Annotated in this window: 12 protein-coding genes; 7 read left to right on the top strand and 5 right to left on the bottom strand. The window is 74.0% G+C overall.

Features of this window, described 5'->3' with window-relative positions; all coding sequences use genetic code 11:
- From EBM89_RS16950 to EBM89_RS16975, 6 genes are all read left to right on the top strand, one after another.
- The coding region (locus tag EBM89_RS16950) for an ABC transporter permease (RefSeq protein WP_199732175.1) at nucleotides 1-973 on the top strand (973 nt) is incomplete at its 5' end.
- Nucleotides 967-1896 (top strand): carbohydrate ABC transporter permease, encoded by a 930-nt coding sequence (locus EBM89_RS16955; protein ID WP_439647200.1) that lies wholly within the window; start codon nucleotides 967-969, stop codon nucleotides 1894-1896. The genes EBM89_RS16950 and EBM89_RS16955, both read left to right, overlap by 7 nt.
- Nucleotides 1897-1954: 58 nt before the next feature.
- On the top strand, nucleotides 1955-3601 hold the full coding sequence (locus EBM89_RS16960) for an ABC transporter substrate-binding protein (RefSeq protein WP_122150824.1): 1647 nt from the start codon (nucleotides 1955-1957) through the stop codon (nucleotides 3599-3601).
- Nucleotides 3602-3604: 3 nt separating this feature from the next.
- Nucleotides 3605-5188, top strand: a complete 1584-nt coding sequence (locus EBM89_RS16965) for a GH39 family glycosyl hydrolase (protein ID WP_122150825.1) — start codon at nucleotides 3605-3607, stop codon at nucleotides 5186-5188.
- On the top strand, nucleotides 5185-5880 hold the full coding sequence (locus EBM89_RS16970; RefSeq protein ID WP_158609706.1) for a DUF624 domain-containing protein: 696 nt from the start codon (nucleotides 5185-5187) through the stop codon (nucleotides 5878-5880). The genes EBM89_RS16965 and EBM89_RS16970 overlap by 4 nt, the downstream gene beginning before the upstream one ends.
- A complete protein-coding gene (locus tag EBM89_RS16975) occupies nucleotides 5873-7957 on the top strand; it encodes a beta-galactosidase (protein WP_122150827.1) in 2085 nt (694 codons plus the stop codon). The genes EBM89_RS16970 and EBM89_RS16975 overlap by 8 nt, the downstream gene beginning before the upstream one ends.
- 26 nt (nucleotides 7958-7983) lie before the next feature.
- Here the strand turns inward: EBM89_RS16975 and EBM89_RS16980 are convergent, their stop codons facing one another.
- The 5 genes from EBM89_RS16980 to uxuA all read right to left on the bottom strand — a co-directional run bounded on the left by EBM89_RS16980 (nucleotide 7984) and on the right by uxuA (nucleotide 13420).
- A complete protein-coding gene (locus EBM89_RS16980; RefSeq protein ID WP_122150828.1) occupies nucleotides 7984-8193 on the bottom strand; it encodes a hypothetical protein in 210 nt (69 codons plus the stop codon).
- A 54-nt stretch (nucleotides 8194-8247) separates the two neighbouring features.
- Nucleotides 8248-9669: a mannitol dehydrogenase family protein gene (locus EBM89_RS16985; RefSeq protein WP_233571812.1), complete on the bottom strand. Its 1422-nt coding sequence runs from the start codon at nucleotides 9667-9669 to the stop codon at nucleotides 8248-8250.
- Complete coding sequence (uxaC, locus tag EBM89_RS16990; RefSeq protein WP_122150829.1) at nucleotides 9666-11102, bottom strand: glucuronate isomerase; 1437 nt, start codon at nucleotides 11100-11102, stop codon at nucleotides 9666-9668. The genes EBM89_RS16985 and uxaC overlap by 4 nt, the downstream gene beginning before the upstream one ends.
- 70 nt (nucleotides 11103-11172) lie before the next feature.
- Entirely contained in the window at nucleotides 11173-12201 is a 1029-nt protein-coding gene (locus EBM89_RS16995) for a LacI family DNA-binding transcriptional regulator (RefSeq protein ID WP_122150830.1), read from the bottom strand.
- 37 nt (nucleotides 12202-12238) lie between these two features.
- The gene (gene uxuA, locus EBM89_RS17000) at nucleotides 12239-13420 is read right to left on the bottom strand and encodes a mannonate dehydratase (RefSeq protein ID WP_122150831.1); all 1182 of its coding nucleotides are present in this window, start codon (nucleotides 13418-13420) and stop codon (nucleotides 12239-12241) included.
- A 157-nt stretch (nucleotides 13421-13577) separates the two neighbouring features.
- On the opposite strand from uxuA, the gene EBM89_RS21420 reads away from it, so the two are divergent.
- Nucleotides 13578-13853, top strand: a 276-nt coding sequence (locus tag EBM89_RS21420; RefSeq protein ID WP_158609707.1) for a hypothetical protein, incomplete at its 3' end; no start/stop codon positions are given.

A 13853-nucleotide genomic window follows, 5' to 3' on the forward strand; every position in this document is an offset into this window, starting at 1 on the left:
GGCCGAGCCCGACGGCACGCGCCGCCGCCGCAGCCCCCGCGCCCGGCGTCCGCGCGGCCGCGCGGCGGGCAAGGTGCCCTGGCGGACCGCGCTGCGCCGGGACTGGCAGCTCTACTCGCTGGCCCTGGTGCCGCTCGTGTTCTTCCTGGTGTTCCGGTACGTGCCGATGCTCGGCAACGTCATCGCGTTCCGGAAGTTCCGTGCGGGCGGCAGCATCTTCGGCGAGGAGTGGGTGGGCTTCCGCTACGTCGAGATGTTCTTGTCCGACCCGACGTTCTGGATGGTCTTCCGGAACACCCTGGTGATCGGCCTGCTGACGCTGCTGTTCTGCTTCCCGCTGCCGATCGTGCTGGCGCTGCTGCTCAACGAGCTGCGGTCGCGGAAGTTCAAGCGGTTCGTGCAGTCGGTGTCGTACCTGCCGCACTTCCTGTCCATCGTGATCATCGCGGGGATGCTGTTCCAGCTGCTGTCGCTGGAGGGCACGGTCAACCAGGTCGTCACGGCGCTCGGCGGCGACGCCGTCTCGTTCCTGCAGCAACCCGAGTGGTTCCGGGCGATCTACGTGTCCTCCGAGGTCTGGCAGACCGTCGGCTGGGGCACGATCCTCTACCTCGCCGCGCTGACCACCGTGGACGACAGCCTCTACGAGGCGGCGCGCATCGACGGCGCGAACCGGTGGCAGCAGACCTGGCACGTCACCCTGCCGGGCATCCGCCCGACGATGGTCACGCTGCTCATCCTCAACATCGGCACGTTCATGGCGGTCGGGTTCGAGAAGGTGCTGCTGCTCTACAACCCGCTGACCTACCCCACGGCCGACGTCATCTCGACGTACCTCTACCGGGTCGGCCTGGTGTCCAACAACTTCTCGTACGCGGCGGCCATCGGGCTGTTCGAGTCGATCATCGGCCTGACGCTGATCCTCTCCGCGAACGCGATCTCGAAGCGAGCGGTGGGAGCGAGCCTGTGGTGACCGTCGAGAAGCCCCGCCCGGCCGCGCCGGTGACGTCCCGCACGGGCACGCTGCTGCAGGACTCGCGCGGGTACCAGGTGTTCCGGGTCGCGAACGTCGTCGTGCTGCTCGGCGTCGTCGCCGTGACGCTCTACCCGTTCCTCATGATCATCGCGCGGTCGTTCTCCTCGGACACCGCGATCCGCTCCGGGCAGGTCAACCTGCTGCCCGTCGGGTTCAACCTCACGACCTATGAGCTGGTCATGAGCGACGCGATGTTCTGGACCAACTACAAGAACACCGTGATCTACACCGTCGTCGCGACGGCCATCGCGATCGTGCTCACCACCTGCTACGCGTACGTGATCTCCAAGCACCACCTGCGCGGCCGCACCGTGCTCATCGGCATCGCGGTGTTCACGATGTTCTTCAACGGCGGGCTCATCCCGAACTACGTGCTCATCACCAGCCTCGGGCTGAAGAACACCCTGTGGGCGATCGTGCTGCCCAACGCCATCAGCGTGTTCAACCTGCTGGTGATGAAGTCGTTCTTCGAGAACCTCCCGCGGGACCTGGAGGAGGCGGCCCAGATCGACGGGCTCGGCACCTACCGGATCCTGTGGAAGATCGTGATCCCGCTGTCCAAGGCGGTGCTCGCGACCATGGTGCTGTTCTACGCGGTGAGCTTCTGGAACTCCTGGTTCGCGGCCTTCCTCTACATGGACCGCTCCGAGCTGTTCCCCGTCACCGTCTACCTGCGCAACCTCATCGCCGGGTCCTCGTCGGCCCAGTCCACGGGCGCCGCCGTCGCGGACGTCGCGCAGGTCAGCGCCAACATCCAGTCCGTGACGATGGTGCTCACGGTGCTGCCCATCCTCTGCGTGTACCCGTTCGTGCAGCGGTACTTCGTGTCGGGGGTGATGCTCGGCTCCGTCAAGGGCTGACGCGCACTCCCTGCCTCCTTCTGGTCGACCGACGTCGTTCGTCATGAAAGGACCTCCCATGTCCCCGCGCACCACCCCCGCGCGCGCCGGCCTCGCCGCCGTCGCCGCGCTCGCCCTGACCCTGACCGCCTGCTCCGGCGGCTCCGACGACGGCGACGGGTCCTCCGGGCTCGACAACCGCACCGGCGCCATGGAGGACTACGGCGTCGGCGACCAGTTCACGGCCACCGAGCCGCTGACCTTCTCGATGCTGTTCTCCGACCACCCCAACTACCCGTCGAAGTCGGACTGGCTGCTGTGGTCCGAGATCACCGAGCGCACCGGCGTGACCGTGGAGCCGACGCTGGTCCCGATGAGCGACTACGAGCAGAAGCGCAGCCTGCTCATCGGCGCGGGCGACGCCCCGACGCTGATCGCCAAGACCTACCCGGGTCAGGAGGAGGCGTTCGTGTCCTCGGGCGCGATCCTCCCGGTGTCCGACTACGTCGAGCTGATGCCGCACTACCAGGCGAAGGTCGCCGAGTGGGGCCTGGAGGACAACATCGACCAGCTCCGGCAGGCGGACGGCAAGTACTACGTGCTGCCCGGGCTGCACGAGGCGCCGTGGCAGGACTACTCGATCGCGATGCGCACCGACGTGCTGGCCGACCTCGGGCTCGACGTCCCGACGTCCTGGGACGAGTTCCGGGACACGCTCGAGGCCGTGCAGGAGGCGAACCCGGGGGAGTACCCGTTCTCCGACCGGTTCTCCGACGGCTACCCGGCCGGCAGCTTCCTCAACGTCGCCGCGCTCGGGTTCGGCACCTCCGCCGGCTGGGGCTACGACAACGCGACCTGGGACGACGACGCGGGCGAGTTCGTCGCCACCGCCACGACCCCCGAGTACCGGGCGCTGGTCGAGTACGTGCACGACCTCGTCGCCGACGGGCTGATGGACCCCGAGAGCTTCACGCAGGACGACGACACCGCCATCCAGAAGTTCGTCACCGGCCGGTCCGCCGCGATCAGCGCGAACGCGCAGAGCGTCGTCAACGACTACGAGCCCGGCCTCGCCGCCAACGACCCGGAGGCGACCGTCGCCAAGATCCCGTTCCCGTGCGGCGACGCGGGCTGCGTGCTGAACCCGGTGTCGCAGCTGGAGAACGGCCTGATGATCAACGCCGACGCCGCGGACTCCCCGGACTTCGTCGCGATGATGCAGTTCGTCGACTGGCTGTTCTACTCCGACGAGGGCCAGGAGTTCGTCAAGTGGGGCGTCGAGGGCACCACCTTCGACAAGGCCGACGACGGCACCCGCACCCTGGCCGCCGACGTCGACTTCGTCGGCCTCAACCCCGGGGCGCCGAAGCACCTGCAGAAGGACTTCGGGTTCTCCGGCGGCAACGTCGCCTACGGCGGCACCACCGACCTGCTGTGGTCCACGTTCTCGGACGCCGAGATCGCGTTCCAGGAGTCCATCGCGGACTACGACATGATCGACCTCGCCCCGCCCGCCCCGCTGGACGAGCTCGAGGTCGAGCAGATCACCCTGATCGACACCACGCTGCGCGACGCCGTCTCCCAGGGCACCGTCCAGTTCATCCTCGGGCAGCGCGACCTGTCCGAGTGGGACGCCTTCGTCGCCGACCTGGAGAGCAAGGGCGCGACGCAGTACGTCGACATCGTCAACGGCGCCCGCGAGCGCTACGTGGCGGAGAACGGCTGACCCGTGGTCCTCACCCCCGTCACCGTCCCGGACCAGCCCGTCGCGACGTTCCCCGACGCCTGGCGCGCCTGCGTCGGCACCGGCCGCACCCGCGAGGTGCTGCACGCCGACTACCGGGACTCCCTGGCCGTCGTGCAGGACGAGATCGGCTTCGCCGCCACCCGCGCCCACGGGATCCTGCACGACGACATGGGGCTGGTCCGGCCGTGGTCGCACGGCGGCGCGTCGGGCACCCGGTACGGCTTCGCGTACGTCGACCTCGTCGTGGACACCTGGCTCGACGCCGGCATGGACCCGTTCCTGGAGCTCGGGTTCATGCCGGCGGCGCTGGCCTCCGGCGACCAGACGCAGTTCTGGTGGCGCGGCAACGTCACTCCGCCGACCGACCACGACGCGTGGGCCGGCCTGGTGCGGGCGCTGCTGCGGCACCTGGTCGACCGGTACGGGGTCGAGCAGGTCCGCACCTGGCCCGTCGAGGTGTGGAACGAGCCCAACCTGCCGGTGTTCTGGCAGGACGCCGACGAGGCCGCGTACCACCGGCTGTACGACGCGGCGGCGCGGGCGGTGAAGGACGTCGACGCGGACATCCCCGTCGGCGGGCCCGCGGTGTCGCCGGGCGCGGACGACTGGCTGCCCCGGTTCGCGGACCACGTCGCGGCGGCCGGGGTGCCGTGCGACTTCGTCAGCAAGCACGCCTACACCTCGGGGCCCGCGCAGCACGTGCCGTTCGGCACCCACCAGACGCTGCGCCCGCCGCAGGACCTGCTGACCCAGTTCGCGACGCCCCGGGCACTGCTGGCATCGACGGCCCTGGCGGGGCTGCCGGTGCACATCACCGAGTTCTCCTCGTCGTACCGGCCCGACAACCCCGTGCACGACACCGCCTACCAGGCCGCGTACCTCGCCCCCGTGCTCGCGGCGGGCGGGGACCACGTCGCCTCGTTCTCGTACTGGACGCTGTGCGACGTCTTCGAGGAGGAGGGCGTGCCGACCGCGCCGCTGCACGGCGGGTTCGGCCTCCTCGGGCACCGGCAGCTCCGCAAGCCGGTGTTCCACCTCTACGCGTTCGCCGCCCGGCTCGGCACCGACGTGCTGGCGCGCGGGGACGACCACCTCGTCACCCGGCACCCCGACGGGCGGGTCAGCGCGCTGCTCTGGCAGCCCCTCGACGGCACGACCGTCCCCGAGGGCGGGCACCGGGTGCGGCTCGACCTGCCCGCCGCGCTCGTCGGCCCCGACGCCGTCGTCACCGAGCGGCACGTCGACGCCGAGCGCGGCAACGCCCGCACCGCCTGGCAGGCCATGGGCAGCCCGCTCGCTCCGGACCGGCGGGCGCTCGCGGACCTGCACGACGCGTCTGTGCCCGCGCTGACCGTGCGCCGCGTGGCCGCGGCGGGCGGGCGGGTGGCCGTGGACGTCGCGCTCGGGCGGCACGGGATCGCGCTGGTCGAGGTCGCGGGGGCGCCCGACGCGGCGCCGCCGTGGACGGACGAGGGGCGGCTGCTCGGGCACTCCTCGGCCGCCGCGCCAGCGGCGGCGCAGGGCGCCGGGCGACACGACGTGCCCGCCGCAGGCGGATCCCGGTGAGCGGGGCCCGCACGTGGAGCGACGACGAGGTCGGTCCCGGCGCGCTGTCCCGGGGCGCGGCCGTGCTCTACCGCTGGCTGGTGCTGGAGGTGCTGCTGGTCCTCACCACGCTGCCCGGCGCCGTCGTCGTCGTGCTGCTCGAGCGGGACGCCGCCAACCTGCCGCTGTACGCCGCGGCGCTGCTGCCGGTCGGGCCGGCGGTCGTCGCCGGGCTCGCCGCGGTGCGGTCCTGGGAGGTCGACCCGGACCTGTCGCCCGCGCGCGGGTTCTGGCGCGCCTACCGGCGGGACGCGCGCGGCACGCTCGCCTGGTGGGCGCCGCTGCTGGCGCTGCTGTGCGTGCTCGCCGTGAACGTCGCGCACGCCGACGTCGTCCCCGGCGGGACCGCCCTGCGCCCCGCCGCCTTCGCGCTCGCGCTGCTGCTCGTCGTCCTCGCCGGGCACCTCGCGGTGCTCCAGGCCCGGTTCACGTTCCGGCTGCGGGACGCCGTCCGGATCGCCCTGGCGCAGGTGGCGCCGCAGTGGCGGTTCAGCCTCGGCGTCCTCAGCCTGCTGCTCGTCGGCGCGACCGTCACGGTCGTGGCGTTCGACGTCGTCACGGTGCTGCTCGCCTGGGCCGCCGTGCTGCTGCTGCACCAGATGTCCCGCCCGCTCGTCGCCGACGTCACCGAGAGGTTCACCGACCATGCCTGACCCGACCCTGCCGACGCGGCCGACGCCGGCGCGGCTGCCCGTCACGCCCGGGATCGCCTACGGCGGCGACTACAACCCCGAGCAGTGGGACAAGGCGGTCTGGGACGCCGACCACGCGGCGTTCGACGCCGCGCGGATCACCACGGTCACGCTCGGGGTGTTCACCTGGTCGCTCACCCAGCCCGCCGAGGACCGGTTCGACTTCACCGTGCTGGACGACATCGTCGGGCGCGCCGCCGACGAGGGACGGCAGATCTGCCTCGCCACCGGCACCGGCGCGTTGTCCCCGTGGATCGCGCGCGCCTACCCGGAGGTCACCCGGGTCGACTTCGAGGGCCGCAAGCACCGGTACGGGCAGCGGCACAACGCGTGCTGGTCGTCCCCGGCGTTCCGCCGCCTCGCCGCCGGGATCGCGGGACGGATCGCCGAGCGGTACGCCGACCACCCCGCCGTCGTCGCCTGGCACGTCGGCAACGAGTACGGCGGCGACGGCGGCGCCTGCTACTGCGACCTGTGCGCCGCGGAGTTCCGGACCTGGCTGCGGGCGCGGTACGGCACGCTCGACGCGCTCAACGAGGCGTGGAACGCCACGTTCTGGTCGCACCGCTTCACCGACTGGGACGAGATCGAGCCGCCCAGCGCCCTCACCGAGCACTGGAAGGGCCGCGGGTACACCGCGTTCCAGGGCATCACGCTCGACTACTACCGGTTCAGCACCGACAACGCGATCCGGCAGTTCAGCGAGGAGAAGGCCGCGATCCGCGCGCACTCCGACCTGCCGGTGACGACCAACTTCATGGGGTTCTTCCAGCCGCTCGACTACCACCGGTGGGCCCCGCACCTGGACTTCGCGTCCTGGGACAACTACCCGCCGCGCACCGACGAGCCCTGGCGCACCGCCCTCACCCACGACCTGATGCGGGGCCTGAAGGACGGCGCGCCGTTCTGGCTGATGGAGCAGACGCCCACGGTCACCGCGTCCCGCGACGTCAACCCCGTCCGCCGCCCCGGGATCATGCGGCTGTGGTCCTGGCAGGCCGTCGCGCACGGCGCCGACGCGGTGCTGTTCTTCCAGATGCGCGCCTCGCGCGGCGCCTGCGAGATGACCCACGGCGCCGTCCTCGACCACTCCGGGCGGCTCGACACCCGGGCGTTCCGCGAGGTCGCTGGCCTCGGGGCCGAGCTCGAACGCGTCGGGGACACCCTGCTCGGCGCCCGCACCCCCGCCCGCACCGCGATCCTCGTGGACTGGGACTCCTGGTGGGCCGTCGAGATGGCCGACGGGCCCAACCGCCTCGTCAAGTACCTGCCGACGCTGCTGGAGTGGGGCCGGGCGTTCTGGGACGCCGGTGCGCAGGTCGACGTCGTCCCGGTGACCGCCGACCTCACCGGCTACGACGTGGTGGCCGCGCCGCTGCTGCACATGATCAAGGGCGACCTGGCGGCACGGCTCGCGGCGGTCGCCGAGCGCGGCGGGACCGTGCTCACCGGGTACCTGTCCGGGCGGGTCGACGAGGACGACCGGCGGTTCCTCGCCGACGTCCCCGGGCCGCTCGCCGGGCTCGCCGGGGTGCGGGTCGCGGAGACCGACGCGGCCGAGCCCGACGTGGTCAACCCGGTGACCTTCACCGGGGCCGAGCCGGTCGTCTCGGGCGGGCGGCTGCTGTTCGAGGTGCTGGTGCCCGAGGGGGCCGAGGTCGTGGCCCGGTACGGGGTCGACTTCTACGCGGGGGAGCCCGCGGTCACCCGCAACCGGGTGTCCGGAACGCCGGGGGTGGAGGGGCACGTCTGGTACCTCGGGACCGCGCTCGACCAGGACGGGCTGGCCCACGTGGTGCGCGGCGCCCTCGACCGGCACGGGCTGCTCGGCCCCTACGCCGACGTGCCGGGGCTGGAGGTCGCCACCCGGGTCACCGTCGGCGGGGACCAGGTGGACCTGGTGCTGCACCACGGCACGGAGCCGGTCACCGTCGCGGCGCACGCCGACGGGGAGGACCTGCTGACCGGGCGCCGGTGGGTCGCCGGCGACGCGGTGGCGCTGGCACCGGCGGAGGTGGTGGTGCTGCGGCGAGCGTGACGTCGCGGTGGACGCGCGCTCGGCCGTCAGCGATGACGCACGGCCGGGGGCAGCAGGTCGGTGCCGCCCTCCAGATCCCGGATCGCGGCGCACCCGTCCAGCCAGCCGAGGACCGGGTCGTGGTGCACGCCTACGTCTGCTGCGCGCCCTGCCCGCGCAGACGTGCTGCTCCGCTCCTCGGCCGTCGCGAGATCATCCGGCCCGTTCTGCTGGCCGTTCACGCGCGTCCGTTCCACGCTGGTCTCCTCTCGTCCGTCGGGCTTCATGCTCGCGCGCCGAGCGGTGGTGCGTCAGCCCCTGAGGGCCGCCAGCGCCCGCGCCCGCTCCCGCACCGCGTCCACGAGGGCGACGTCCCCGGCGAGGTCGGGGGCCAGCCGTGCCACGACCGCCCGCACCGCGTCGTCCAACGTCCCGTCCGCGAGCCCCGCCACCCGCTCGGGTCGGGCCTCGGCCACGGCCGCCGCACCCCCGCGCAGGTGCAGCACCCACGCCGCCAGCGTCGTCGCGGCCCCGGTCGGCACCCGCCCCGCCGCGCGCTCGGCCCGCAGCACGGGCACGACCCGCACCGGGAGCTTCTCGGAGCCGTCGGCCGCGATCTGCGCGAGCCGGTGCTCGATGCGCGGGTTCCCGAACCGGTCCAGCAGCGCCCGGCGGTACGCGGCGAGGTCGTCGGCGGGCAGCGGCACGTGCCGGGCCGCCTCGTCCCACCAGCCCTCGACCCACCCGCGCAGCCGGGGGTCGGCGACCGCGTCGGCGACGGTCTCGTGCCCGAGCAGCGTGCCCGCGTAGGCGAGCATGGAGTGCGCGCCGTTGAGCAGCCAGAGCTTGCGGTGCTCGAACGGCAGCACGTCGTCGACGACCTGCGCGCCCACCTCCTCCCACGCGGGGCGTCCGCCGGGGAACTCCCCGGCGACGACCCACTCGGCGAACGGCTCGGTGCGCACCGGCGCGGCGTCCGCGAGGCCGGTCGCGGCGCGCACGGACTCGCGGACGGCGTCGGTGGTGGCCGGGGTGATCCGGTCGACGGTGGTGGTGCCGAACGCGACCTCGGCCGCGATCCACGCGGCGAGCGCCGGGTCCACCAGATCGGCGAGGTCCAGCACGACGCGGCGCAGCGCGGGGCCGTTCTCGGGGAGGTTGTCGCAGGGCAGCAGCGTCATCGGCCCGGCGCCGGTCGCGCGCCGCAGCCGCAGGCCCGCGACGACCCGGGCGGGGGCCGTGCGCACGGGGGCGTGCCGGTCGGCGCGCAGGGTCGCGACGTCCGCGCGGACGTCGGGGTGGTCGGTGTCGAGGCCGCCGTCCGCCGCGCGGACGTACCCCGCCTCGGTGACCGTGAACGTCGCGACCGTGACCGCACGGTCCGCCCAGTAGCCGAGCCACGCGTCGTGCTCGTCGCCGCCGTGCGCGGCGGACAGGCTGGACACCACCCGCAGCCGCTCGCCGTCGGGGGCGCGCGTCACCAGCGTGTACAGGCCGTCCTGCGGTGCGAGCGCGTCCGCGACGGTGCGGGACCGCCCGGTGAAGGCCGCGATGCCCCAGTCCGCGGCGTCGGGGGCGTTGTCGGTGAACCACGCCTGGTGCGCCCGGAAGAAGTTCCCGAGGCCGAGGTGCACGATCCGCACGGGTGCGGCGGGGCGGCCGTGCCCGGCGGCCCGGGACAGCCGCAGCCCGGTCGGGGCGGGGACGGGGCGGTGGTCGAGGTCGGTGGTCACAGCCGGAACGCCTTTCGGGGGATGGACGTGACGAGCTCGACCGCGGTCTCGTGCGCCTCCTCGAGGGTGAGGCGGTGCTGGGTCACCAGCCGGGCGAGGTAGGCGGCGTCGGCGCGGCGGCTGACGTCGTGCCGGGTGGGGATCGACAGGTACGCACGGGTGTCGTCCACGAACCCGGAGGTCTTGGCGAACCCCGCCGTCTCCGTGACGGCGGACCGGAACCGGTCCATGGCGTCGGGGGCGTCGAGGAACCACCACGGCGCCCCGACGTACAGCGACGGATAGAAGCCGGCCAGCGGCGCCAGCTCCCGCGAGAACACCGTCTCGTCGATGGTGAACACCACGAGCCGGAACCGCGGGTGCGTCCCGAACGCGTGCAGCACGGGCCGCAGCGCCTCGGTGAGCTCGACGGCCACCGGGATGTCCGCGCCGATGTCCGGGCCGAGCCGGTCGCGGGACGGTGCGTGGTGGTCGCGGGACACCCCGGGGTGCAGGGTCATCACGAGGCCGTCCTCGCTGGCCATGCGTGCCTGCTCGAACAGCAGCCCCCGCCGCAGCGTCGTGGCCTCGGCCGGGGTCGCCCGCCCGGCGAGCGCCGCGGCGTACAGCCGCTCGCCCTCGGCCGGGTCGAGCGGCGCCATGACGACGTCGCGGTGCGAGTGGTCGGACGACACCGCGCCGTGCGCCGCGAAGTACGCCCGCCGGTCCGCCATCGCGCGCACCCACCCGGCGAAGGTGTCGGTGTCGGTGCCGGTGACCTCCGCCAGCGCGTCGAGGTGCGCCGCCCAGGCGGGGTGCCCGGCCTCCAGGTACCGGTCCGGCCGGAACGTCGGCACCACCCGGCCGTGCCACGTCGGGTCGTCGCGCAGCGCCGCGTGGTGCCGCAGGTCGTCGCACGGGTCGTCGGTGGTGGCGAGCACGTCGAGCCGGAACCGGTCGTACAGCGCGCGGGGCCGGAACCCGGGCTCGGCGACCCGCTCCGCGACGGCGTCGTAGACGTCGTCCGCCGTGGCCGCCGACGGGACCAGGTCGACGCCGAGCACCTCGGCCAGCACCTGCTCCAGCCACAGCTTCACGGGGGTCCCGCGCAGCGCCGCCCAGTGCTCGCACACCAGGCGGAACGCCGCCCGCGACCGCTCCGGGGTCGGGTCCTCGACGCCCACGCCCAGGTCGGTGAGCGGCACCCCGCGGGCGTGCAGGAGGCGGGTCAGGTAGTGGTCGGGCGTCACGAGCAGCGCGGTCGGGTCCGGGAACGGGAGGTCCTCGGCCAGCCAGCGCGCGGGGACGTGGCCGTGCGGGGAGATCACCGGCAGGTCGCGCACCGCGGCGTACAGGTCGCGCGCCACGGACCGGGTCGCCGGGTCGGCGGGCAGCAGCCGGTCGGGGTGCAGCGCGATCCGGGGCGGGGCGACGGGTGACGACAGCGTGACCATGCGGCCATGCTCGGGACCCGCGCGGCGCGGCTGCAAGCGGTTGCCACCAGTTGCCCCGGGGTGGTCCCGGCTAGGGCGTGCGGGCCGCCACCGGGCCCGAGGACTCCCGCGGCAGCAGCCGCGCCGGGACGACCACCGGCCCCGTCGACCGGGGCCGCGCGCCGTTCACCAGGGCCAGCAGGTTGCGCAGCGCCGTCGCGCCCATCGCCTGCAACGGCGTCGACACCGTGGTCAGCGCGGGGGAGACGATCTGCCCGATCAGGACGTCGTCGAACCCCACCACGCTCACGTCGCCGGGGACGTCCAGACCCGCCTGCTGCAACCCGCGGATCACGCCCACCGCCATCAGCGCGTTGAACACCAGCACCCCCGACGACCGCGCGCCCGCCAGCGCGAGCGCGGCCTCGAACCCGCCCGCGAACGTCGGCTCGAACGGCCCGATCCGGCGGCCGGTCAGGTCGAGCTCGTGGCACGCGTCGCTGAACGCGCGCCACCGGGCGCCGTTCGTCCACGACGCGTCGGGACCGGCGACGTAGGCCAGGTCCCGGTGCCCGGCCTCGCCGAGGTGCTCGACCGCGCGCCGCGTCCCGCGCGCCTCGTCCGCGACCACGCACGACACGTCCGCCAACCCGCGGTTCAGCACGACCACCGGCCGTTGCTTCGCGACGGCGCGGATCGCCGCGTCCGACATGCGCGACGACGTCAGCAGCACCCCCTCCACCAGCGGCAGGATCCGCTCCGCCGTCTCCCGCTCGGTGACGGCATCCTCCCGGGTGTCCTCCACCAGCACCCCGTACCCGGCGGCCGACGCCGCGACCTGCGCGCCGCGCAGCAGCTCCGCGTAGATCGGGTTCGACAGGTCCGAGACCAGCACCGCGATCATCCGCGTCCGCGCCGTCGACAGGGCCTGCGCCACCGGGTTCGCCCGGTAGCCGATCGCCGTCGCCGCCGCCCGGACGCGCTCCGCCGTCTCCGAGTTGACGCGCCCCGGCCGGGCGAACGCCCGCGACACCGTCGACGCCGAGACCCCCGCGGCCCGGGCGACGTCGTAGATGGTCGGCGCGCGGGTCCCGCGCTGTGCGCCGTCGTCGGCCTGCATCCCGCGATCGTAGGCCCGCGCCCTCGGTGCGGTGGCCTCAGGCCGCCGGGAGCAGCCGCCGGACCGCCTGCTCGACCCCGCGCAGCTCGGCCAGCCCCTTGAGCCGGCCGATCAGCGAGTAGCCCGGGTACGTCTCGCGCGCCTGGTCGTCCAGCATCCGCTGCCCGTGGTCCGGGCGCATCGGCAGCCGCGGGCCGCCCTCGCGCTCGCGGCGACGCTCCTCGGCGACCAGCGCTCCGATGACGGCGACCATGTCGGCGTCGCCGGCGATGTGCGGGGCCTCGTAGAAGCTGCGCCCGCCGTCCTGCAGCGTCACCGAGCGCAGGTGCGCGAAGTAGATCCGCTCCGCGAACCGCTCCGTCATCGCGACGACGTCGTTGTCCGCGCGCGAGCCGTACGACCCGACGCACATCGTCAGGCCGCTCGCCGGGGACGGAGCCGCGTCCAGCAGGTGCTGCGCGTCCTCGGCCGTCGACACCACGCGTGGCAGCCCGAACAACGGGCGCGGCGGGTCGTCCGGGTGGATCGCCAGCCGCAGGCCGACCTCCTCGGCCACCGGCACCACCTCCCGCAGGAACGACGTGAGGTTGCCCCGGAGCGTGTCGGCGTCCACCTCGTCGTACGCGGCGAGCGCCGCCCGGAACTCGTCCAGCGAGTACCGCTCCTCCGACCCCGGCAGCCCCAGCAGGATCGTGTCCACCAGGCGCGCGCGCCCGGCCTCGTCCAGCCCGTCGAGCACCGCCCGCGCCCGGGCCGTCTGCTCCGCGTCGTACTCCGCGGCGGCGCCCGGTCGGCGCAGCAGGAACAGGTCGAACGCCGCGAGCTGGTCGGCGTCGAACCGCAGCGCCCACGTCCCGTCGTCCAGCGGGTACGCGAGGTCCGTGCGGGACCAGTCCAGCACGGGCATGAAGTTGTAGCAGACCAGGTCGATGCCGCACGCCGCGAGGTTCCGGATCGTCTGCTGGTACGCCGCCACCGCACGGTCCCGCAGCGGCCCGCCGCGCTTGACGTCCTCGTGCACCGGGACGCTCTCCACGACCGACCACACCAGGCCCGCCGCCTCGATCACCGCCTGCCGCTCCCGGATCGCCTCGACCGGCCAGACCCCGCCGTTGGGGATGTCGTGCAGCGCCGTCACCACGCCGGTCGCGCCGGTCTGGCGGACCTCCGCCAGGGTGATCGGGTCGCGGTCGCCGAACCAGCGCCAGGTGTGCTCCATCGCCGTCCTCCCGGGGGCAGGGCGGCACGGTGCCGCCCGGTCACCGGCAGCCTCGCGGGGATGGCGGAGGGGTGACAACCGGTTGCTGGAAGTTGCTCCGGCCTCGCTACGGTGGCAGCCGAGGGGCACCCGCCCCTCCCGACGAGACGGAGTGCCGGTGCCGGACACGCTGCGGATCCCCGCCCTCACGCCCCTGGGCCGGTCCGCGTGGCTGGACGACGCCGGCCGGCTCGCCGGGCCCGGGCTGGGCCCCTGGCGGACCGCGGTGCCGCTCGGCCCGACCACGTCCGTCGAGGTCAGCGCCGTCGTCGGCGGGCCCGTCCTGCTCGTCGCCCGGCACGACGGCCGCCGGGTGCGCGTGCCGGTGCTGCGGACGGTCGACGCCGCCGAGCGCTCGCAGCCGCCCACGGTGCTGCGCACGCTCGCCGACGCG

Origin of the sequence: Cellulomonas triticagri (genome assembly GCF_003696205.1) — a bacterium.
Taxonomy (GTDB): Bacteria; Actinomycetota; Actinomycetes; order Actinomycetales; family Cellulomonadaceae; genus Cellulomonas; species Cellulomonas triticagri.